Below are 23,282 nucleotides of genomic sequence, written 5' to 3'. Positions count from 1 at the left end.
TATTACAATGTTTTATTGGGTCAATTATAAGCGACGGCTAACAATCTCACAGCTAGCAAATCGCACAGCTAACAAAATATAAGGTGTTTTAAATGAAATGTGAAATGTTAAATAAATTACTCAGCGGTAAACGCGGCTATTTGCTAGGTTTTGTGGCTTGTTTTGGCTTGGTCGGTTTGGCATTGGCGATACAAACGCACTATCAACTAAATCCTTGCCCACTATGCATATCACAGCGCATGGTATTTATGGGTTTGGGCGTACTATTTTTAATTGCGGCATTCATTAAACCGGCCTCTATTCTTGGTAAATTATTTACTTTATTCCAGGTGTTAACGGCTCTCGGTGGCGCTGGCGTGGCAATTAGACACTGGTGGTTACAAGCGCATCGCGACACGATGATTGCAGACTGCGGTGTTGGTTTCGACTATATGTTTGAGAATTTTCCATTACAAAAAGCGCTTAAATTGGTGTTTCGCGGAACAGGGGATTGCGCCTCAATCGATTGGACTTTTCTTGGCTTGAGCATACCGCAAATGGCGCTTATCGCCTTTATTAGCATGGCTGTTTATGCCTTGTATCTAGCTAAGCTCAATAAATAATAAAACCACACATAAAGAAACTTAAGTAAATGTATAAAACATTAGATGATTTTGTCGGTAATACCCCCTTAGTTAAACTGCAGCGCATGGCTGGTAACACCAGCAACACAATATTACTCAAGCTCGAAGGCAATAATCCTGCAGGCTCAGTAAAAGATAGACCAGCTTACAGCATGATTACTAGGGCTGAGGCACGCGGCGATATTAAACCTGGCGATACGCTGATTGAAGCGACAAGTGGCAACACTGGCATTGCATTGGCGATGGTTGCGGCGATGCGCGGCTATAAAATGATATTAGTCATGCCAGACAACCAAAGTATGGAACGCCGCCAAAGCATGAAAGCTTATGGTGCAGAGCTGATATTAACGCCTAAAGATGGCAGCATGGAGCTTGCACGTGACGTGGCGATGAAGCTGCAAGCGGAAGGTGAGGGCATCGTATTAGATCAGTTTGGTAATAGTGATAATCCTCTTGCGCATTACGAAGGCACTGGCCCTGAGATTTGGCGCGATACTGGCGGGAAAGTGACGCATTTTGTATCGAGCATGGGCACCACAGGGACGATTATGGGCGTTTCACGCTATTTAAAAGAGCAAAATCCAAACATCCAAATTGTTGGCGTGCAGCCAGAAGAAGGCAGCCAGATTCCAGGTATTCGTAAGTGGCCAGTTGAATATTTACCTGAGATTTACGAGGCTAGCCGTGTGGATGAGTTGCGCTATGTGAATCAAAAAAATGCCGAAAATATCACTAGAAAGTTAGCTACTGAAGAGGGCGTATTCGCAGGAATCTCAAGTGGCGGTGCTTTATACACGGCGCTACAGCTTTCTAAAGAGCTAGAAAATGCAGTGATTGTCACTATTGTTTGCGATAGGGGTGATCGATACTTATCTACAGGCGTGTTTCCTTCGTAAATAGACTTTTCATTAATGCCTCCAGATTAAATGTTTCGTCAGCTAGCCATTGTTTTTAGTATATGCATCAGTTTGTTTTATCAGCAGGCTTATGCCATTAGTGCTATTCAAATTCAAGTCGGCGAGGTTGACGCGCCTGCTGGTAAACTCAAAAATGCACAATTTCAGGTAGATTTAAAAGGCACGAAGCCGACGCTAAGCTTGAAAGCAGAAGTAAAGCCGACCAACGAAAAAGAATTTATTCCCTTCAGCCTGCAATGCGCGCAATTTAATACTGAAAAAATTGGGCAAATAGATTGTTTGAATGGCAGCTTTATAGCCAAGCAAGTAAAGGCGCCATTTTCAGTTAATTTTGTGAGTTACCCCAACGATTTTGCAATCGATATTGCTTTTAACGCGGCTAATTTTAGTGATGAGTCTGGTCTGCATGCGGGGGAAAATCTCACTGGTGAAATTAAACTTGCCGCAAAAAATATCAATAACATTTGGCAATGGAACGGCCTGATTAGCTGGGATAAGGGCGAGTTGTTTTGGCAACCATTTTATTTTGGCAAGGCAGGCAATAGGTTCGAAGTTAACGGTACTTTCAAGCAGCCTATGCTGAATATTGAGAATGCCAGCTTACTGGTGAATGAGGTCGGCAAGATGACTTCAAGTGTGCAGATTAACACGGAAACAAAAGCAGTTGAGGATATTAAAGTCAGCGCTAAAGACGTCGATTTCGCAGGGCTTTACGCCATATTCCTGAAGCCTATGGCTGAAAAATCAGTGTTTGGTAATTTGGATGTATCAGGCAAAGCCGATTGGCAGTTCGAAATTAAAAATTTAGAACCGAGTAGTTTTGAGTTGAATCTGCGCGATGCCAATATTGATGATAAAAACGGTAAGTTTGCGTTCAAACATATGAATGCGCATTTGCCATGGGATTACAACAGCGCCAAAACTGTGAACATTGAATACGAAGGTGGACATTTACTTAAAATGCCTTTGGGTGACACTAAGTTAAGTGCGGTGATTAATCGATATTCATTCACTACACCACAGCTCACATTGCCAATTCTAGATGGAGCCCTTAATTTCACAGACTTATCTGCGGCGATGATTTCTGATAACTGGTATTGGCATGTAGGCATGAATGTCACGCCAATTTCGATGACCGAATTTACTAAAGCGCTGGGTTGGCCAATCATGCAAGGTAAAATATCGGGTCGAGTACCGCAACTAACTTATGCAGGGAAGCTGCTGGTGATGGATGGGGCGATGGTTTTTAATGTATTTGATGGCACTATTGGTATGGATAATCTTAAAATTGAGGATCCTCTAGGTGTGGTGCCACGTTTGCAGGCAGATTTACAAATGCGTAGATTAGATTTAGGCAACTTAACGCGTACATTTAGCTTCGGTGATATTGAGGGTAAATTGGATGGTGATGTGAAGAGTATGGTGCTAGAGAACTGGAAGCCTGTGCGCTTGGATGCCTCTATTCAAACTAGTGAAGGCAAGCATCTTAAAAAAATCTCGCAACGCGCGGTTGAAAATATTGCCGCTTTAGGTGGTGAAGGTACTGCAGCAGCTTTGCAGCGGACTTTTTTACGTTTCTTTAAAGAGTTTAATTACGAAAAGATAGGTTTAAGTTGCAAATTGCGTCAAGATGTATGTGAAATGGGTGGCGTTGAGTCAACCACAACAGGGTATGTGATCGTTAAAGGTAAAGGTATACCGGCAGTGAATGTGAATGGATATACCCAAAGAATCAGCTTGTCTGATTTGTTAGGTAGAATAAAACGTATTACTGACGGCAATACCAAGGTACTTGTGCAGTAAGCCAAATCGCACTTTAAGTTTTATCCATTCATTAGGTCTATATTGAATTGTGCTATCGAATAAGGAATAACAATGAAAAGTAATTTAACCAAGAATATAAGTTTGTTAGCGGTGATTGCTGGCTTATCAGCCTGCGTGACTATCAATATTTACTTTCCCGCCGCTGCTGCAGAAAAAGCAGCCGATAAAATTATCGATGATGTCTGGCAGCTTAAAGATGACGCGCAAACAACGACCAATAAACCTGCAGATGCTCCTGTAGCTAAGTAAGTAAAGTTTCAACCCGAGATGTCTGACTCGAAAACAGATTAAGTTGTAAACGGATCGAAAAAAAGGAAATAACATGCAAAAACTAATGAGTATTTTTATAGTGGTGATGGCGATATTTTTATCGAGCAGCTTGGCAAATGCAGTGCCAGATCTAGAGGTTAACACGCCGGCGATTTCGGCGATTAAAAACAGTATGCAGACACGCCACAATCAGTTAGCACCGCATTATGCCAGTGGCGCTATAGGCCTCACTAAAGATGGCCTGATTGCGGTGCGTGATACGACGGCCGTGCCTCTAAAAGATAGACAAGGCATTAATGCGCTAGTGGCGGCTGAGAATGCCGATCGCAATGCTTTGTATAAAGAAATCGCCGCAGGTAATGGTCACCCAGAGTGGCGTGGCGATATTCAAGGCACATTTGCGGGTCGCTGGATAGATAAAGCGCAGAGCGGCTGGTATTATCAAAGTGACAGCGGTTGGGTGAAAAAATAGTCAATTTCTAGGCTGCTTAGGCAGCCTTTATTTATTATAGTCAGTTCAGTTTTGATTGAATTAGGCCATTAATCTAATGTTATTTTCAGCTTTAGCTTCTTGGTGACAGGCATACACTAAGCTTAACTTTGATAAGTTAATGGAGTGCAAAATGCCAAGTCATTCTTCAAGCATGCTCAGCAATGTCTCAAATAACGTGATTAACTTTCCTTCTTTTGGCAAAGCAATTACCTTGGATGATCAAGGTGTTTACTATGCCATCAATACGCGAACGCAGGCTATCCACAGCATATTTCAATTGATTTATCAGCGTGATGATTGGTATTTATATCAGTTGGAAAGTGCCGAGAATGAAGATGAGACACGCTGGTCACTTTTGATAGGAAGTACAGATTACGTGCTTCATAGCATGACCTCCGCACAAATTAGGCAGCACTTTTCAAAGCCTGAATATGCCGAACCCAGAGGTGCATGGCAAGTGATTAAAAACTCAAAATTTGGTTTTGGTAAATTTACGCCAGTCCAAGCCGATGAGCCAGTACGTTACGCAATGCTAGCATTTGTAGACGGTGAAATGCTGACACCAATACTGATACATAAAGCTGAAGAGTCAGCAGAATCTGAACAAGCCCCAACATTAGACGCAGCAGAGTTTGCCTAAATAGTCACACGGGCTGGTTGCTCATTAGATGTTGTATCGTGTATGCTTTTGGCATGACGCCTACCTTAGTATTTGATATCGAGACCATTCCTGATACGGATGGCCTGCGAGTTTTGTATAACCTGCCACCTGAAACTTCAGCAGACGATGTTGCCAATATCGCCTTGCATCAACGACGCCAGCAGAATGGCACAGATTTTTTACCATTGCATCAACACCGAATTTGCGCCATTTCATGTGCACTGCGCGAAGGTAATAACTTCAAAGTTTGGACCCTCGGCGATGCGGATGCCACAGAAGCTGAAATTATCCAGCGTTTTTTTGATGGCATCGATAAATTCACCCCGCAAATCATCTCTTGGAATGGCAGTGGCTTTGATTTGCCAGTGCTGCATTATCGCGGACTGATACACGGCATTAACGCTAGTCGTTATTGGGATTTGGGCGAAGACGACAAAGAATTCAAATGGAATAACTACATTAGCCGTTACCACATGCGCCATTTAGATTTAATGGATGTAATGGCAATGTACAACGCACGTGCCAATGCACCCTTGGATGATTTGGCTAAACTGTGCGGCTTTCCAGGTAAGCTAGGTATGGATGGCAGTAAGGTGTGGGATGCTTATAAAGCAGGAAAAATTGAAGAAATCCGCAATTACTGCGAGACGGATGTTGCTAATACACACTTGGTATTTTTACGATTTCAACTTATGCGCGGCAACCTGACACAAGCAGCGTATGAAACAGAAATTAAGCTTGTTCGTGAGACATTGACTAGTTACAGCGCACCGCATTGGACTGAGTTTCTAGCCGCTTGGTAGTAGTTTTTCGTAGGTCGGAGTCTCTATATATATCATGACACTTTTTAACAATATGTTAATAATGCGCTAAAATCACACCTCACTCAGAAATACAGGTTTTCACATGGCACGACACGCTAGAAATCGCAATAAACCCCCAGCCATCCTCGAAACAAAACATGCGACGATTGAGTCGCTAGATCAAGAAGGGCGCGGTGTCGCACATGTCGAGGGTAAAACCATTTTTATTGATGGCGCACTGCCCAATGAAAAAGTTACTTATCAATCCATCCGCATTAAGCCGAGTTATGAAGTTGCCAATGTTGTTGATGTGTTAAAGCAATCCAACCAACGTGTGACGCCTAAATGCCCGCATTTTGGATTGTGTGGCGGCTGTAAATTGCAGCATTTAGATTTTGCAGCGCAAGTGGCGGCAAAGCAGCGGTTACTTGAAAATGACTTATGGCATATCGGCAAAGTAAAGGCCGAGAACATGCTACCGCCTTTATATGGCCCTACCTGGGGCTACCGCCACAAAGCGCGTTTAAGCGTTAAATATGTAGAAAAAAAAGAACGTGTATTGGTCGGTTTTAATGAAAAAGCCACACGATACGTGGCAGATATGAATTCATGCGAGGTGTTAGTGCCAGAAGTTTCTGCACTGATAGAGCCATTGCAGCATATGATTTTGCATCTCAGCATACGCGATAAGTTACCGCAAATTGAGCTGGCAGTTGGCGAAGCTGATTTAGAAGCAGAAAAAGATTACCCCGTGATTGTGCTGATATTGCGCATTATGGAAGCACTCAATCCAGATGATGAAGCATTACTAACAAACTTTGCTGATACACACGCTGTACAGATTTGGACACAGACCAAAGGCCCTGACACGATTACACCATTTTATCCATTGGCTGGCTCAGCGCTTAAATACAGCCTGCCAGAGTTCGATTTAACTTACCCGTTCAAGCCTAATGAGTTTACGCAAGTGAACCCACACATCAACCGAGTCATGTTACGCCGCGCGATGCAGTTATTAGCCCCACAACAAAATGAACGAATCGCAGACTTTTTCTGTGGAATCGGCAATTTCACTTTACCAATTGCCCACAGTGGTGCTCAGGTGTTAGGGCTAGAAGGTTTAGCGAATTTAGTCGATAGGGCGAATGAAAGTGCCGCCCTAAATAATATCAAGCATGTTAAGTTTGGTGTTGCCGATTTATTTAAAATGACAGAATCAAGCTTAGCCGAACTTGGCCATTTTGATAAATGGTTAGTAGACCCACCACGCGATGGTGCTTTTGAATTAGTCAAAGCAATTACACCTGAAACCGCACCAAAATTAATTGTCTACGTATCATGTAACCCAGCCACACTGGCGCGTGATGCTGGCGTATTAGTCAATGAAAAAGGCTATACCCTCGCTGCTGCAGGTGTAATTAATATGTTTCCACATACAGCCCATGTAGAATCTATTGCTCTGTTTAAACTTACTTAGTCTAACTATCTAATCTAATACTTTTACGGCGCTTATTGCACTGTAAATAAGTTTTTTGTTAAAGCATACGTCTCATTGGAGCTTTCAAGTTTAAGTCTCAGGGATTGCAGTCAAGCAGTGATGGGGAAAACTTAACCTTGCTTGTGAGATCTATGCTGCATTTCAATTCTTAATCGGCAATATGTTTGACTTACATCACATTATAGTTGAACTAATTACTATAGGCTTTGCCTATGGTCAGGCTAGTTCGGAGCTTGGTTAACTGTAAAATTTGGGAGAGTTGTATGGATTTGAAACTAAGAAGAAGAGCTGTATACACCGGTATGAGCCCATATTTTGATGACGCAGACTTACTTACCGCCTTACACCTCTGGCAGACGTCCTATTCGGATAAGCCGAAGCTTGCACTCTCTGAATTCCTAGCTGTTTGCTGTAAAACAAATGAGCTAAAGGCGAAGCAGAACGATATTCTAAGTTCAATTGCCAATGCTATGAAATTACCTGAAAATCTATTATTTGCTGATCCGATAGATGAAATTAGTAAAAAAATAAACGTATTAGCTAAAAAGAAGAGAGCGGATCCTACAACTCTTTTATTTATATCTTTTTTTGAATCCTTACTCAATAAGGTAAACGAAGATGAAGTAGATGCACTTCGAGCTTTTGTCGCTAAGCACAGCACAAAATTAAAACTGGATCAATTCCATAAGGATGAATTGTCTGATTGGTTCAGTCGCAAGACCAATACCCTAACTTTGCAATATGATTTGCAAACCATAAGACAATTAATTGATTTTGCTTATATCGCAATATCTGAATATAAGGGACCAGCGAAGGCTGATCAATTGATTGCGCAAGTGATTAAAGAAGTAGAGCCTATAGCTAACGAAATGCAAATAAACGTGCGGGATTTATTGTTGTAAATAAACAACGTTCAGCTGTTTCGTATGTCTAGTTGATACACATCAAATTGCTTATTCATAGCACCTCGTAAAATTCACACATCGAATCAATTTGTTTCTTATGTGGAGAGTTTTAAAATGAAAAAAGCATTATTGGTATTAGCACTTGCAGCTGCCTTTGCACCTGCGCTAGCTCAAGCAGAATCTGGTGATTGGGTTGTGCGTTTACGTGCTGTAGATGTTGCACCTAATGAAAGTAGTGATTTGGGTAAAATTTCAGGTGACGCAGGACTGGCAGGCTTTATATCTGCAGGTTCTTCTCTGACTGTTGATAATAATATAATTCCTGAATTAGATATTTCTTACTATTTTACTAAAAATATTGCGGCTGAATTAATTTTGGCATTAGGTACACGCCATGATGTGAACATAACTGGTAACACAGGCGCATTAGGTAACCAAAATCTAGGTTCAGTGAATATGTTACCTCCAACATTAACCGCTCAATGGCACTTTATGCCAGATCAAACTTTTGATCCTTATGTTGGTGCAGGTGTCAATTATACGCATAGCTTTGATCACAGTTTAAATGCCAGTGGTATTGTACCAATCCGGATTGATCGGAATATGTTTGGTTTTGTTGCTCAAGCAGGCTTTGATGTCAATCTTAAAGATGGTTGGTTAATTAATGCTGATGTTAAATACGTCACAATGAATACCGACGTTGAGGCGCTAGTGGGCGGAGCTTGGACAAAAATCGATGACTTAGATATTAATCCATGGGTGTTTGGTATTGGTATCGGTAAAAAATTCTAAGAATAAGTATTTAATATAAAGATTTTAAGGTTCCACCTTTGCCTCTATCGTTCGCGGTAGGGGCTTTTTTTTGTGCAACATATTTTAAATACTTAAAATTCAGACAAAAAATAGCCGATAGAAATTTCTATCGGCTATTTTTATAGATGTTAACTTAAATAATTTTTGAGAAGCGTGCCCGATTACGGTCAGTTTGTAAGTACTTATCAAATAGCATGGCAATTGCTCGCACAAAGAACCAACCAGTATCGGTTACCTGTAAGCCTCCATCTTCGAGCTCTACCATGCCTATGGCTTGCTGCTCTTTTAATAATGTCAGCTCATTTGCGAAGTAAGTTTTGAAGTCAATCACATAGGCAAGCTCAATCGATTCATATTGCAATGCACCTTGGCACATAATGGCCATAATCACCGCCCGGCGTATTAAATCATCTCTAGATAATGCTAATCCGCGAACGACAGGGAAGCGACCTTGATTAAGGTAGTCATAATACTCTTCAATCGTTTTCGCGTTCTGGCTATACGTAGCCCCAACGCGACCTATTGCTGAAACGCCTAAGCTGATTAAATCACAATCTGGTTGTGTGCTATAACCTTGGAAATTACGGTGCAACCTGCCTTGTCGTTTTGCAATGGCTAAATCATCGTCTGGTAAGGCAAAATGATCCATGCCAACATACACATAACCATCCTCAATAAATGCTTTTAAGGCATTTGATAGCATGGCGATTTTATCTGGCGCTGCTGGTAATTCATATTCACTGATACGGCGCTGTGGTTTGAATCTCTCTGGCAAGTGCGCGTAGCCGTATAGCGCTATTCTATTCGGCCTAAGCTCTACGATTTGATTTAAAGTACGAGTAAATGATTCTGGCGTTTGCATTGGTAGCCCGTAGATTAAATCTACATTGATAGAATCAAATTTCAAGCGACGTGCGGCTTCAACCAAAGAAAACACTTGTTCTGCAGGCTGAATGCGATGCACCGCTTTTTGCACTTCTGGGTCAAAATCTTGTACGCCAAAACTCAAGCGGTTAAAACCTAATTCGGCTAAATGTTTCAAGCGTTGCTCGTTGACAGTGCGTGGATCAACTTCGATTGAATATTCACCATTTGGCGTAAAAAAAAAGTTTCGCTTCAGCATATTCATCAGTTCAGTCAACTCGTCGTCCGAGAAGAATGTGGGTGTGCCGCCACCTAAATGCAATTGTGAAATGGTATGCACGGAACCTTTTTTAGTCCCTAAATGTTCCATGTGCAAATCGATTTCGCGGTTTAAGTAGCGTAAGTACTCTGCACTGCGCTCATGGTGTTTAGTCACAATCTTATTGCATGCGCAAAAGAAGCAAAGCGATTCACAAAATGGGATGTGTACATAAATTGATAAAGGTAATGCAGCGCCAGCGATAGACCTCTGTTCTAGGGCTAATTTGTAAGCATCTTCTGTAAAGGCCTCTACAAATCTATCCGCCGTAGGGTAAGACGTATAACGAGGGCCAGAAACATCATATTTCTGCAACATATCCGTTGTCACGCCTGGCATGATGTAACTGGTATTTGCCGCCGAGACAATACTAATCATATTATCAACAGGCTTAATTGAAATGTTATTAGCGCTCATGAATCCACTCCTACAATTTAGTTCAGAGTGGGACTATGCCAGCTTTGTTAGAATAACTCCTTGATGCAAATCAAACGATGATGCGTGAAATTGACTTAACTTATATGTGATAGAAATATTGGCATATTGATGAATTATAATTATCTTTAATTATCCCTAGTAACTAGATGGGATTAGCGCTATGCTTACGTTGCCACATTGAGTTTTATCAAAATATGAATCTAGCCATTACTCCAGAATCCGTGAAAGTAGCCTGCTCAAACTGTAATTTACGCGAGCTTTGTATGCCTACCGGGTTTAATACTGACGATATGAAGAAATTGGACGAAGTGGTCGCCACACGTCGTCGAGTTAAGCAAGGTGATATGCTTTTCAGCAATGGTGATGTATTCACTTCACTGTACGCGATTAGAACAGGTTTTTTCAAAACCTGTGTTTCAACTGAGGATGGTCGCGAGCAAGTGACGGGCTTCCAAATGGCAGGTGAAATTATCGGTTTGGATGGCATTGTGACTGATCTCCATAGCTGTAACGCTGTAGCTCTGGAAGATGCCGAAGTCTGTGTGATGCCCTTTGCCAAAGTAGAGGATTTATCTCGTGAGTTTCCCTTGTTGCAGCGCCATGTGCATAAAATTATGAGCCGTGAAATTGTGCGCGAAAATAGTGTGATGATGTTGCTCGGCAATATGCGCGCAGAAGAGCGTTTAGCAGCATTTTTACTTAATTTAGTGCAGCGTCTTCACGCACGCGGCTTCTCGCAATCTGAATTGACGCTTAGAATGTCTCGCGAAGAGATTGGCAGTTATCTTGGCATGAAGTTAGAAACAGTCAGCCGCGCTTTTTCAAAGTTCAGTGATGAAGGTATTATTGAAGTGAAGCAACGTTATGTGCGTATTTTAAATTCTGATGCACTCAAAAAGATATTCAACCCAGAAACATGTAGTTAAAATCTTACTATTTCTAGCGTTGTAAATATTGATAACGCTAGATTCCAAACCCTAGAATGACTTTACAGCACACACTTACCGTATCTGATCATAACCGTGACGTTAGCGGTATGAAATACATCTATCCTGTAGTCTCCCGTCGCGCTGGCGGCGTTTCAATTGGTATCAACCTTAATGTCAATAATGCTTGTAACTGGCGCTGCGTCTATTGCCAAGTGCCCAATCTCGCGCGAGGTACGCCACCGCCAATTGAGTTAGACCTATTGGAAAAAGAACTCAGGTCTTTTTTGACCTATGCGCTGCATGGCGACTTTATGGAGCGCTACGTTGCTGAAGGCGATAGACATTTGAAAGACATTGCTTTTTCAGGCAATGGCGAACCTACTAGCGCCAAAGAGTTTCCCGAGGTAGTGACATTGGTGGATAAAGTCTTGAAAGATTTTAATTTGCTTGGTGAAATTGGCAATACCAAGCAATTAAATCCTATCAAATTGAGATTGATTACCAATGGTAGTTTGATGGATAAGCAAGCTGTACTTGATAGTGTGAGCCACCTAGCCAAGTGTAATGGTGAGGTTTGGTTTAAGCTTGATGCGGGCACTAAAGAAGGCATTGCAAGAGTTAATGATGTGAACCTCAATCCAGAAAGTCATATTCAGCGGCTTAAAAAGTGCGCGGCAGCGTGCCCAACTTTTATACAAACTTGCATGTTTGGGTTAGATGGTGAGCCTCCAACTGAGGCTGATGTTTTGGCTTACTTAGCGCTAATTAGCCAAGTTAAGGATGTCGTGCAGGGTGTGCATCTTTACGGGCTTGCACGTCCGTCATATCAGGCTGAAGCTAAGCGATTAAGCCGCTTGCCAGAAGCGTGGTTGGAAGGTGTAGCGCAACGCATACGGCAACTTGGTCTTACCGTATACGTCAGCCCATAGCTAAAGCGTACTAGCGCGCGTCGGCTAGAAAACCTGCCACTGCACGCTTGAACGGTGCAATCCTATTACCTAAGCGTAATGCGCCGGCTCTGAATAGTCGTGCTGGCGGGCTATTGCTGCTATAAATCTTAGCAATGGCATGAGTAGCAAGAAACAGTGGGCGCGTGTCACGTCTATGTTTTTGTTCGTATCGCAGAAGTAGTGGATAGGAAGCAAAGTCTTTGCCTGCTGCAATCGCTGCTTTGATTTCACTCGACAAAGTTGCAACGCCCTTTAAACCAAAATTAAAGCCATGCGCAGTGACTGGGTGCATACCAACCGCAGCATCACCTATTAATGCGAAACGTTGCCCGATAAGGCGCTTGGGATATACCGTGACTAATGGATAAGCGTGCTTGGTTGAAACTAGGCGCATTGCACCAAGCCGATGGTTGAATCTGGCTGAAACTTCACGGTTAAAATCTTCTTCATCCATTTTCATTAAAGGGTTCATTTCGTCTGGGGCTAATGTAATCACCACAGATGAGCGCAACCCATTCATAGGTAGCAATGCCAAAGTTTGCCCATAATCAAACCATTCCCATGCCGTGTGCTCATGCGAAATAGGGTGCTCCATCACGCAGACCATCATGGTTTTACCAAAGTCGTGCATGTCCGCAGCGATGCCCATTGCCCGACGCGTTTCTGAGAATCGGCTGTCAGCACCTATTAATAACTTAGCTTGAATTATCTCACCGTTATTTAACGTAATTCGGCTGCTACTAACATCAGTTTTGATGTTAGTGACTTCTACATCTGTTCTAAGGCTGATAGCTGAGGCTGAATTTACTGCGTCGTATGCTGCCTTGCGAATAAGATGGTTTGAAATTAAATAGCCTAGCTCAGTTTTCTGTGTGTCGCTATGACCAATATCCATTGAGAATAGTGATGAGCCATTAAAAACACGTGCATCTTTTAAAGGTGAAATTGCGTCAGGCGATATATGCGACCATATACCTAACTCGCGCATGAGTGCTGCTGAATGATGGGTTAGCGCAATTTCACGACCATCAAAAGCAGGGGAAGATAAGCTATGTTCAGATTGGCGCTCAATGATGATTATGTGTAAACCTGAGTCAGCAAGCGACTTCGCAAAGCATAAGCCGGCTGGACCAGCACCTATGACAACAACATCTGCATTAGTCGCCATAATAGGTGTGGTTATTGATTTTCTATTGGCTTAATGCCAGTAGCTGCGTTGTTGCGAGCCTGCATGGCAGGAGCCATACTGTCGCGTTCAGCGCTTAGTGTTTTGTTAATTTCCATCCCTTTACGATAGTAATCATCAATCACAGCATCAGGTCGTGTAATGGCTAGATATAAAGTAATGAAAGAGGCAATAACGACCACTAAAGGCCCTCCAATCACTAGCCAAACATAGCCATATTTCCACCAAGGTTTTGAATCCAATTTTTCCACAGCTATCCTTTATATTTAATTTAATAACTTAAGTGATTACCTAGGCACTAGAAAAACAGATTTTTCAGTGACAGTTTCTTTGCTTTCAATGGCTTCAATTACAAATTGAATTTTATGCGAGCCAGACTCGGCGGCACCATCAGGCACTTTTAAGGCAACAATAACCCAACGTGACTCTGTAGGTTTGACCATAAATGTATGATCATTTTCATTGGCTTGTTTGGCGTTTTCTGCAGATTCAGACTCTTTACTTATGACTTTATTTTTATCGCCTTGAGTTTCTTTAGTATCTTTCGCGTCTATTTCAAGACCTTTTAAGCCCGTTACATTGATACGATAATGCTGTGTTTCTTCTGTACCATTCATAATTTGCATGCGGTAGACATTTTCTAGCATACCGTCATCACTTAAGCGCCCCATTACAGCGTTGTCACGCATGATATCAACTCTGAATGGGGTTCTGAACCATAAGCTTGCTAATAAGCCAGTAATGAGTAGCAGAAGCACTGCGGAGTAAATGAGTACGCGCGGACGGAGTATGCGCTTAAACATTTGTTGATGAGACCAATTATTTGTTAGCGCATTTTGCGTAGAGTATTTCACTAAGCCACGCTCATAGCCCATTTTGTCCATGACAGTATCGCATACGTCTGCACATGCACCACAACCGATGCATTCATACTGCAAGCCATCTCGAATATCAATGCCTGTAGGGCAAACCTGAACACAAAGGCTGCAATCTATACAAGAACCCAATGCCTTGGTGTTGACTTCAGCCTTACGTGAGCGCCCACCACGAGGTTCGCCACGTGCTTCATCATAAGTGACAATGAGCGTATCGTCATCAAACATGGCGCTTTGAAAGCGTGCGTATGGACACATATATTTGCAGACTTGCTCGCGCATGAAGCCAGCGTTACCGTAAGTAGCAAAACCGTAGAAGCAAACCCAAAACGTTTCCCATGGACCTAAACTTACGTTGACCACAGCGTGTGCAAGCTCACGAATTGGCGTGAAGTAACCTACGAAAGTAAAGCCAGTCCACAATGCAAATGCAATCCAAACAAAATGTTTAGCAGCTTTTCTGCTGAGTTTTTTAGAAGACATCCCCGCTGCATCAAGTTTCATGCGTGCCGCACGGTCACCTTCAATTTTCTTCTCTATCCAAAGAAATATTTCCGTATAGACGGTTTGAGGGCAGGCATAGCCACACCATAAGCGACCAGCAATCGCAGTGAATAGGAATAATGACAATGCTGAAATAATTAGAATTGCAGTGAGATAAATCAAATCTTGCGGATACAAGACTAATTTAAAAATATAAAAGCGCTTGGCTTCAAGATCAAACAACAGCGCTTGGCGGTGACCCCATTCTAACCAAGGCACACCGTAAAAGAAGAGCTGGGTCAGCCAAATCATCACCCAACGCCATTGAGTGAAAAAGCCTGAAACGCTGCGAGGATAGATTTTATCTTCCGATTCGTACAGAGAAATCACGACCTCATTTAGAGGAATCGTTACTTCTGCTTTTGTATTGCTTGGTGCTTTTTTCATGCATCCAACTTTCCGAAACGCGCTTAAATTGCTTTGTTTTTACTATGCTGTATTTAAACTACCCGGTATTAAAGTGCTTACTTTAATACCGTTTGTTACTCGGCTTAACAATATTAAGCTTATTTATTGTTTGAGAAACCCCAAACATACGCCGCTAAAACATGAATCTGCGCTGGTGTGAATTTATCTTTCCACGCTGGCATTTGGTTGACTTTACCTTCGTTGATACGTTTGATAATGGCGGCTTCACCTGCACCATGTAACCAAATGTTGTCTGTTAGGTTAGCTGACCCAATGTCTGTGTTACCTTTACCTTCAGGGCCATGACAAGCTGCACAAGCGGCAAACTTCTCTTTACCTAATCCTGCGCGACCAGAGTCGTAAATGCTGCCAGATAGGCTGAGTACATAGTTAGCAACGTTTTTAACGTCCTCTGGCGTACCTACAGCTGCTGCCATTGGAGGCATCATACCGATACGGCCACCAGTGATGGTTTCTTCAATCTTAGCTGGACTACCACCGTGTAACCAGTCCTTGTCAGTCAGGTTAGGGAAGCCGCGGCTCCCTTTAGCATCTGAACCATGACACTGAGCGCAGTTGTTCATAAATATACGCTCGCCAATGGCTCTAGCTTCAGGGTTCTTTGCAAGGTCTTCGGTTTTCATCACGGCAAATTTGGCGTACATTGGCTCTAGCGCTTTGTTTGCTGCTGCAACTTCTTGCTCGTATTGTTTCGTTGCAGTCCAGCCTAATTTACCTGCGAAGCTGCCTAAACCAGGATAAGCCGCAAGATAAAACAAGGCAAAGATTACGGTGAGAATAAACATCCCAACCCACCAGCGTGGTAGTGGGTTGTTCATTTCACGAAGATCGCCATCCCAAACATGATCACTGGTGTTGTCAACGCCAGAAGTCACTACTTTAATTCTGCTTGCAATCAACAGCATGATTACGCAGAAAAGTATGCCGCCTAGCGCAATCACTGTAATGAAAACCGGCCAAAAGCCGCTAGTAAAATCACTCATTTTATTTTCCTTTATTCTTCAGTGTATGAAGTTTTTTTAACTTTAATCTTCTTTAAAAGGCAGGTTAGCTGCCTCTTTAAAGTCTGAAGTATTTCGATTTCGCCAAACCCAGATGAGAATGCCAACAAACACAATAAAACTAATGATTGTCGCAGCAATGCGCAGTGTGGTTATATCCATTTTGGGTTCTTCCTTATATTGAGGTTACTTCAAGATATTTAGCTTATTTCAAGTGAATACCTAAAACTTGCAGGAACGCAACCAAAGCATCTTGTTCAGTTTTACCTTTGACGTCTTCTACAGCACTCGCAATTTGAGCGTCAGTGTAAGGTACGCCTACAGTGCGAAGCGCACGCATATGCGCTGGCATTGCATCGGCATCAACAAGGGTTTTTTCTAACCATGGGTACGCAGGCATGATAGATTCAGGCACAAGATCACGTGGGTTGTTTAAGTGAATACGTTGCCAATCATCACTATATTTACCACCAACACGTGCTAAATCTGGACCAGTACGTTTACTTCCCCATTGGAAAGGGTGGTCATACACTGATTCACCAGCTACTGAGTAGTGACCATAACGCAATGTTTCAGCACGGAATGGACGAATCATTTGTGAATGGCAGTTGTAGCAACCTTCACGCGTGTAGATGTCGCGACCAGCCAATTGCAATGCCGTGTATGGCTGTAGACCAGTGATAGGCTCTGTTGTTGATTTTTGAAAGAACAGTGGAACGATTTCCACTAAACCACCAAACGCAACTGTGAGCAAAATCAGCACAATCATCAGGAAGTTATTGGTCTCAATTTTTTCGTGGCTAAAACCACTTTTCGTTTCATTATTTGACATGGTTTTTCCTTAAGCGTGAGCAGTAACAGCTGGAATGTTGACAACAGCAGCTTTACCACTTGTTGCCGTCTTAATGACATTCCACAACATAATCGTCATACCGCTAAGATAGAGCAAACCACCCAGCGCACGAATCATGTAGTACGGATGTTTAGCTTTTACGCTTTCCACGAATGTGTAGGTCAATGTGCCATCAGTGTTAATCGCACGCCACATTAAGCCTTCCATCACACCAGAGATCCATAGTGATGAGATGTAAAGCACAATGCCGATAGTAGCCAACCAGAAATGCAGCTCAATTGCTTTGATGCTGTACATTTGTTTTTGACCGAATAAACGTGGAACCATGTAGTACAAAGCACCCATTGAAACTAGACCAACCCAGCCTAATGCGCCTGAGTGAACATGACCAACTGTCCAGTCTGTGTAGTGTGAAAGTGAGTTAACTGTTTTAATCGCCATCATTGGACCTTCGAAGGTACTCATACCGTAGAAAGATAATGAAACGATCAGGAAGCGTAAGATAGGGTCTGTACGCAATTTGTGCCATGCGCCAGACATTGTCATCATACCGTTAATCATACCGCCCCAGCTTGGCGCTAACAGAATCAAAGAGAATGCCATGCCTAGAGATTGAGTCCAGTCAGGTAATGCTGTGTAATGCAAGTGGTGAGGACCCGCCCACATGTAAGTGAAAATCAATGCCCAGAAATGCACGATAGACAAGCTATATGAGTACACAGGACGTTCAGCTTGTTTAGGCACGAAGTAATACATGATGCCTAAGAAACCCGCTGTAAGGAAGAAACCAACCGCATTGTGACCGTACCACCATTGCACCATCGCATCTTGCACACCAGCGTATGCTGAGTAAGATTTCATAAAACCAGCTGGAATTGCCGCACTGTTTACAATGTGTAGCAAAGCAACTGTCAGAATAAATGCACCGAAGAACCAGTTAGCCACATAAATATGTTTTACTTTACGTGTACCAATCGTACCAAAGAACACAATCGCGTAAGACACCCAAACGATAGCAATCAAAATGTCGATAGGCCATTCTAGTTCAGCGTATTCTTTACCTTGCGTGTAACCCAAAGGCAGGGAAATCGCCGCGGCTACAATTACTAATTGCCAGCCCCAGAATGTAAAAGAAGCTAACTTAGGCATAAACAGCTTAGTTTGGCAGGTACGTTGTACTACATAGTAAGAAGTGGCAAACAATGTACATCCGCCAAATGCGAAAATGACCGCGTTGGTATGTAGTGGACGTAAACGCCCAAAACTAGTCCAAGGTAAGCCTAGATTAAGTTCTGGCCAGACAAGCTGTGAGGCGATAATCACGCCCACCAACATGCCGACCACACCCCAAACTACGGCCATGATTGAAAATTGCCGTATGACGCCATCTTCATACGTAATTGCTTGAGTTTTAAGGTCTTGCATTTGTTTCCCCTATAGCACTTATTGATAATTCTTTGTGAGTTTCACACGTGACATTCTGTCGCACATTCCAGTAAATCCAATTGATTTATGTCAATTAGATGGAAATTGAGTTTAGTTTCTAAAAGGTCGATATTCTAGCGCTGTTGGATGTTCTTAGCTAGGATTAGTTGCTTGATAACGTAGAAGATTTTTGTATTTTAGCTCAATTAATAATGTTACAAATAGATACAATTTTCACCGTTAAGGTTCAGTGATTTTTTAAATAAATTTAATTTTTTTAAAACTACCAAAAATTGACGGTTTGTCTTGATGTTGCTTAAGAATTGCTATGATTTGTACGCAATATATAAACAACCGTTTGTTAATTCATATTCTGCAGATTAATAAACGCTAATTGAGTGCAACATTATTGATCTGTTAAGTGATAGCGGCTTAATTTATACCAAAGTGAACGTTCGCTAATTTCTAACAATTTTGCTGCACGACTTTTGTTACCATTAGCTTGTGTCAGTGCCTCTGAAATTATTTGTATCTCTATAGATTGCACTGCATCGGGTAATGAGAGTGATAGCCTTGGGTTGGATAAGTCATTTGTGTTTGTTAATAATGGAGCTATGGGGTTTATTTTCTTAATCATATCGACAGGTAAGTTTTCTGCCCTAATTAATGGACCACTACAAACGATGGCTGCACGTTCCAACACATTTTCTAGCTCACGAATATTGCCAGGCCAGGCATAGTTCTCTAGCAGGCTGGCTGCATTCTCATCAATACTCACATTGCGTTTTTTTAGAAAATGCGCCGCCAGTATTTTGATGTCGCTTAACCTGTCGCGTAAAGGTGGTAAGTCAATACGGAATACATTCAGGCGGTAATATAAATCCTCACGTAATTTACCTTCTTTGATCGCTTGCATGGGGTCTCGATTGGTTGCAGCCACCACCCGAATGTCTACATTCAATTGTCGATTACTTCCCAATCGCTCAATGGTGCCTTCTTGCAGAGCGCGAAGCAGCTTGGCTTGTAAAGCAATTGGCATTTCAGTCACTTCATCCAGAAACAAAGTGCCGCCATCAGCCAGCTCAAACTTACCGATACGCTCTTTAACTGCACCAGTAAATGCGCCGCGCTCATGGCCAAATAGTTCAGACTCCAACATTTCAGATGGAATTGCAGCACAATTTACGGCAATAAAGAGCGCATTTTTTCTTGGGGATTGTTGATGAATTGCACGTGCTACAAGCTCTTTACCCGTACCTGTTTCACCTGCAATCAGTACGGTAGCCTTTTCAGCGGCTACTTGGGAAATGGCCTGATGTACTTTACGAATGGCTGGACTTTCACCGATTAAGCTTTTGCCAATTTGCCCAGCTTCATCACGCAGAAACTGATTTTCGACTTTTAATCGAGTCACGGAAAGTGCTCGACTAATGGCAATTTCAAGAGTTTCTAAATCAAATGGCCGTAAAATATAATCAGAAGCGCCTAATTTCATGGCTTGTACTGCTGAGGAAATTTCACCTTGGGCAGTCACAATAATCACTGGAGTATCGATATTTTCTGCGCGTAAGGCTTCTAGCAGTTTTAAGCCATCCATCACAGGCATGTGCAAGTCGCTTACGACTAAGTCGATATTATCATTTCGTAATATCGTGAGTGCTTCTTTGCCATTTTCTGCGACTACAGGTTGGTAACCTGCTTGGCGTAGGCTAATTTCTAACAGGCGCCGCATGTGAGGTTCATCGTCAACAGCGAGTATGCGTTTTTGCTGATTCATTTTTTCATACATTCCATAAAATATTCTGGCTTATACCGCTATATCAACAGGTAGTTGCAGGCGAAATTCGGCGCCGCCTAAGTTACTTTGATGCACGCTAATATTGCCATGGTTCGCCATCACGATCTGTTTTACAATTGCCAGGCCTAAGCCAATGCCACCTCTGCGTTTACTGAAGAATGGCTCAAATACTTGGTTGCGATGCTCAACTGGAATGCCGGGGCCATTATCTGAAACGGTAATTAATACTTGGTCAATTGAGCTGGTTACTTTCAATATTATTTTGCCATTATCTTGCAATACTTGGATCGCATTGAGTAGTAAGTTTAACAAGACTTGTGTGATTTGTTCTACGTCACACAACGCTATTGCTTTTTCATTAGCTTCACAAATCAATTCAATTTTTTTATTCTCAGCTTGCATACGTAACATTGCAACGCATTGCTGCGCAAGCTCTGCAAGGTCAGTATGCTTAAAATCAGGTAATCTCGGTCGAGCTGAGTCAATCAATGCGGATACCAATTTATTTAAACGCTCGGTTTCGCTAATGATGAATCCACAGACTTCGTGACCTTCTTCGCTAATATTGGGTTCACGTAATAAGACTTGTGCGGATGAGCGCAAAATCCCTAAAGGTGTGCGTACTTCGTGACTCATAGCGGCTGCCATTTCACCGACCACCGCGAGCTTTGCCGCGCGCGTCAGATTCTCTTTGGAGCGTTCAAGGTCGTTAATCATTTTGCTGAAAGCGTTTGAAAGTGCTGTGATTTCTACAGGCTCAACTAGGTTACTTGTGCTCGGGGGCAACGCATTGCTAGGTTCACGTATAAAATTATTGGCAAAAGCCGTGAGTTTTACAAGTGGTTGAGTCAGAGCGGTCGCGACGGGAAAGGCGATTAAGCTAGCTAGAATGATGGTGGCAATTAGCAAGCCAATAAAAATATAAGCCATTTGCTGAATGGGTGCTAATGCATCTAAACGATATTCTGCAATCACTACGTGCCACTTGAAACCGTTATAACCCTGATAACCTTTGGATTTAGAAGAAGTGGATAGTTTTTCTTTAGTTTGAATATCTGACCAATGTGTGGTCATTGATAATACTTTGTTGTTGCCATCTAAAAGTGCTGCACCGCTTCTTCCAGAAACGGCACCTTCCAAAATATTAGTGATTTGACTCCAGTTAAAAACAGTGACCAAAGTGCCAAGCTTATTGCCATCAAAAGCATCTTTTATATCGGCTGAGATTTTGAGCTGCTCCTGCATAATGGGGGCAATATGTATATTATTTCCCTGAATTTTGGTGCTTAACCAATCACTGTAATGTGGACTTTGTTTGCCGATCGACTCGGCATTACTCGAGGCAATCACAATACCTTTGTTATCTACAACATAAAGCTCATGGTAAATATCGTGGTAACTGTATTTTAAATCACTTAAAAACTTTGATAGACGCTTATCAAGGTCATCTATTCGAACATCTTGCATAATCTCCAACTGACTCCAAGACGCAGTATTATGCAAACGTTCGAACATGATGCGGTCAATTTCATCTACAGTAGCGGTTGCTCGAGTTTGGGTATCATGTTTAATTTCGGTTTTTAATGCGCCACGCGCCTCAAAAAAAGCCATACCAGTGACCAGCATGGTTGGCAGTAAACCTACTAGCAAAAATGCACCAAGTAGAATAAAGCGTATCGGTAAGGCTTTTCTAAGCATCTGATTTAGTGCGAGAATGAAAACATAATAAGTTGTAATGTAGTGAGCAAAGTAATTTATACCAAATGATGAGTTGAGCAAATTGGAATGATATACCGTTGCTAGTTTATCGACGTAGTAGTTTTTAGAGATGGAGAAATTATGCATGGCGTGATGATGCGAAGACCACCACTATTTTTTATATGCCTAATGATTGTGATGTCTATGCAATCAGCATTTGCTGCGGACGCAGATAAAGCATCGCCATGGGAAAATTTTAGTTTAGGCGGTTATTCCAATGCCGAAATGAATGTGCATCCTGGTGGGAAAGTAGAAGGCGCTATCAGTGAAATTGGCATTTTACTCAGCTGGGAAAATAATAGTCGGTTTCACTTTTTAACCGAGCTCGACATAGATAGGCCAATTAGCTTTAATAAAGATGACACCTCAATTGGCAAAGACAGTTACTTAGATCTGGAGCGATTCTACTTCGATTACAACCTATCCGAAAAATTGAATGTACGTGCAGGTAGATTTTTAACTCCAGCAGGTCGCTGGAATCTAGTGCATGCCGAGCCTCTAGTGTGGACAACGACTCGTCCTTTGGTGACAAGCCGCCTATTTCCTACAGCAGTTAACGGATTGATGTTTTATGGTGCGATGCCCCTAGCAGACAATGCTTTTGAATACAGTTTTTATGTAGAGGGTTTAAAAGATCAAATTGTTAATAATAAGGAAATTCCGTTCGAGGATACTAAAGGTGCGCGCTTTACGCTTTCTGGCAAAGTGAACTGGGGGCTTTCTTTATTGGAGTTTCGCGAGAATATTCCGAATAGCCCTGAATTTCACATGGTTGGCTTGGATTTCTTAGTGCAGCATCAAGGCTGGGAATTTAGTGGTGAAGCTTTTCAGCGCTACTACAATAATTATAGTGATGGCGGCAGTGGTGCTTATCTTCAGGGTGTTGCACCGCTTGGCAATCAGTGGTTTGCAGTTGCAAGGGTTGAGAATTATGTGCGTCCAGAAGAAGGTTCAACTGCACGCTGGCTGATAGGTTCAGCATGGCGTATGTCACCCAGAAAAATACTTAAAATTGAATATGTAGGCGGCGATGAAGAAAGCACCGAATCGCCGAAAGGTTTACTCGCTTCATTTTCGATATTGTATTAGTGCGTCAGTTTCACATGC

At 42.3% G+C, this 23,282-nt stretch carries 23 protein-coding genes; 13 read left to right on the top strand and 10 right to left on the bottom strand.

Going from position 1 to position 23,282, the window contains the following annotated elements; genetic code table 11:
* The first annotated feature begins 92 nt into the window (after positions 1-92).
* The 10 genes from M301_RS09795 to M301_RS09750 all read left to right on the top strand — a co-directional run bounded on the left by M301_RS09795 (position 93) and on the right by M301_RS09750 (position 8,786).
* A complete protein-coding gene (locus M301_RS09795; protein WP_013148616.1) occupies positions 93-602 on the top strand; it encodes a disulfide bond formation protein B in 510 nt (169 codons plus the stop codon).
* Between the two features lie 29 nt (positions 603-631).
* Positions 632-1,519 (top strand): cysteine synthase CysM, encoded by an 888-nt coding sequence (gene cysM, locus M301_RS09790; RefSeq protein WP_013148615.1) that lies wholly within the window; start codon positions 632-634, stop codon positions 1,517-1,519.
* 30 nt (positions 1,520-1,549) lie between these two features.
* Positions 1,550-3,343: an AsmA family protein gene (locus tag M301_RS09785; protein ID WP_013148614.1), complete on the top strand. Its 1,794-nt coding sequence runs from the start codon at positions 1,550-1,552 to the stop codon at positions 3,341-3,343.
* 72 nt (positions 3,344-3,415) lie between these two features.
* Positions 3,416-3,613 (top strand): hypothetical protein, encoded by a 198-nt coding sequence (locus M301_RS09780; protein WP_013148613.1) that lies wholly within the window; start codon positions 3,416-3,418, stop codon positions 3,611-3,613.
* Between the two features lie 73 nt (positions 3,614-3,686).
* On the top strand, positions 3,687-4,106 hold the full coding sequence (locus M301_RS09775) for a YdbL family probable chaperone protein (protein WP_013148612.1): 420 nt from the start codon (positions 3,687-3,689) through the stop codon (positions 4,104-4,106).
* A gap of 151 nt (positions 4,107-4,257) precedes the next feature.
* Entirely contained in the window at positions 4,258-4,767 is a 510-nt protein-coding gene (locus tag M301_RS09770) for a hypothetical protein (RefSeq protein ID WP_013148611.1), read from the top strand.
* Positions 4,768-4,820: 53 nt separating this feature from the next.
* On the top strand, positions 4,821-5,591 hold the full coding sequence (locus tag M301_RS09765) for a 3'-5' exonuclease (protein WP_013148610.1): 771 nt from the start codon (positions 4,821-4,823) through the stop codon (positions 5,589-5,591).
* 103 nt (positions 5,592-5,694) lie between these two features.
* Positions 5,695-7,068 (top strand): 23S rRNA (uracil(1939)-C(5))-methyltransferase RlmD, encoded by a 1,374-nt coding sequence (gene rlmD, locus M301_RS09760; protein WP_013148609.1) that lies wholly within the window; start codon positions 5,695-5,697, stop codon positions 7,066-7,068.
* Positions 7,069-7,352: 284 nt separating this feature from the next.
* Complete coding sequence (locus tag M301_RS09755) at positions 7,353-7,991, top strand: hypothetical protein (RefSeq protein ID WP_013148608.1); 639 nt, start codon at positions 7,353-7,355, stop codon at positions 7,989-7,991.
* Between the two features lie 117 nt (positions 7,992-8,108).
* On the top strand, positions 8,109-8,786 hold the full coding sequence (locus tag M301_RS09750; protein ID WP_013148607.1) for an OmpW/AlkL family protein: 678 nt from the start codon (positions 8,109-8,111) through the stop codon (positions 8,784-8,786).
* A 154-nt stretch (positions 8,787-8,940) separates the two neighbouring features.
* On the opposite strand, the gene hemN is transcribed toward M301_RS09750, so the two are convergent.
* Positions 8,941-10,368, bottom strand: a complete 1,428-nt coding sequence (gene hemN, locus M301_RS09745; protein ID WP_238524694.1) for an oxygen-independent coproporphyrinogen III oxidase — start codon at positions 10,366-10,368, stop codon at positions 8,941-8,943.
* Positions 10,369-10,622: 254 nt separating this feature from the next.
* Here hemN and fnr point away from each other — a divergent pair, with 254 nt between their 5' ends.
* Positions 10,623-11,354, top strand: a complete 732-nt coding sequence (gene fnr, locus M301_RS09740; RefSeq protein WP_041360050.1) for a fumarate/nitrate reduction transcriptional regulator Fnr — start codon at positions 10,623-10,625, stop codon at positions 11,352-11,354.
* 56 nt (positions 11,355-11,410) lie between these two features.
* On the top strand, positions 11,411-12,286 hold the full coding sequence (locus M301_RS09735) for a radical SAM protein (protein ID WP_013148604.1): 876 nt from the start codon (positions 11,411-11,413) through the stop codon (positions 12,284-12,286).
* A 10-nt stretch (positions 12,287-12,296) separates the two neighbouring features.
* On the opposite strand, the gene ubiM is transcribed toward M301_RS09735, so the two are convergent.
* From ubiM to M301_RS09690, 9 genes are all read right to left on the bottom strand, one after another.
* Positions 12,297-13,475, bottom strand: a complete 1,179-nt coding sequence (gene ubiM, locus M301_RS09730; RefSeq protein ID WP_013148603.1) for a 5-demethoxyubiquinol-8 5-hydroxylase UbiM — start codon at positions 13,473-13,475, stop codon at positions 12,297-12,299.
* A gap of 11 nt (positions 13,476-13,486) precedes the next feature.
* On the bottom strand, positions 13,487-13,744 hold the full coding sequence (locus M301_RS09725) for a FixH family protein (protein ID WP_013148602.1): 258 nt from the start codon (positions 13,742-13,744) through the stop codon (positions 13,487-13,489).
* A 36-nt stretch (positions 13,745-13,780) separates the two neighbouring features.
* On the bottom strand, positions 13,781-15,298 hold the full coding sequence (gene ccoG, locus M301_RS09720; protein ID WP_013148601.1) for a cytochrome c oxidase accessory protein CcoG: 1,518 nt from the start codon (positions 15,296-15,298) through the stop codon (positions 13,781-13,783).
* A gap of 119 nt (positions 15,299-15,417) precedes the next feature.
* Positions 15,418-16,323: a cytochrome-c oxidase, cbb3-type subunit III gene (gene ccoP, locus M301_RS09715; RefSeq protein ID WP_013148600.1), complete on the bottom strand. Its 906-nt coding sequence runs from the start codon at positions 16,321-16,323 to the stop codon at positions 15,418-15,420.
* A 42-nt stretch (positions 16,324-16,365) separates the two neighbouring features.
* Positions 16,366-16,503 (bottom strand): cbb3-type cytochrome oxidase subunit 3, encoded by a 138-nt coding sequence (locus tag M301_RS09710; RefSeq protein ID WP_013148599.1) that lies wholly within the window; start codon positions 16,501-16,503, stop codon positions 16,366-16,368.
* A gap of 43 nt (positions 16,504-16,546) precedes the next feature.
* The gene (gene ccoO, locus M301_RS09705; protein ID WP_013148598.1) at positions 16,547-17,173 is read right to left on the bottom strand and encodes a cytochrome-c oxidase, cbb3-type subunit II; all 627 of its coding nucleotides are present in this window, start codon (positions 17,171-17,173) and stop codon (positions 16,547-16,549) included.
* Positions 17,174-17,182: 9 nt separating this feature from the next.
* Positions 17,183-18,619 (bottom strand): cytochrome-c oxidase, cbb3-type subunit I, encoded by a 1,437-nt coding sequence (gene ccoN / locus M301_RS09700; protein ID WP_013148597.1) that lies wholly within the window; start codon positions 18,617-18,619, stop codon positions 17,183-17,185.
* 406 nt (positions 18,620-19,025) lie between these two features.
* Positions 19,026-20,396 (bottom strand): sigma-54-dependent transcriptional regulator, encoded by a 1,371-nt coding sequence (locus M301_RS09695; protein ID WP_013148596.1) that lies wholly within the window; start codon positions 20,394-20,396, stop codon positions 19,026-19,028.
* 30 nt (positions 20,397-20,426) lie between these two features.
* Complete coding sequence (locus M301_RS09690; protein ID WP_013148595.1) at positions 20,427-22,115, bottom strand: sensor histidine kinase; 1,689 nt, start codon at positions 22,113-22,115, stop codon at positions 20,427-20,429.
* Positions 22,116-22,268: 153 nt separating this feature from the next.
* On the opposite strand from M301_RS09690, the gene M301_RS09685 reads away from it, so the two are divergent.
* Positions 22,269-23,264, top strand: coding sequence for a hypothetical protein (locus M301_RS09685; RefSeq protein ID WP_148218596.1), 996 nt, complete (start codon positions 22,269-22,271; stop codon positions 23,262-23,264).
* Positions 23,265-23,282: the final 18 nt, after the last annotated feature.

Origin of the sequence: Methylotenera versatilis 301, from assembly GCF_000093025.1 — a bacterium.
Taxonomy (GTDB): Bacteria; Pseudomonadota; Gammaproteobacteria; order Burkholderiales; family Methylophilaceae; genus Methylotenera; species Methylotenera versatilis.
Note: the sequence above shows the minus strand (reverse complement) of the source record. Positions and strands in the feature narration are given on the sequence as shown.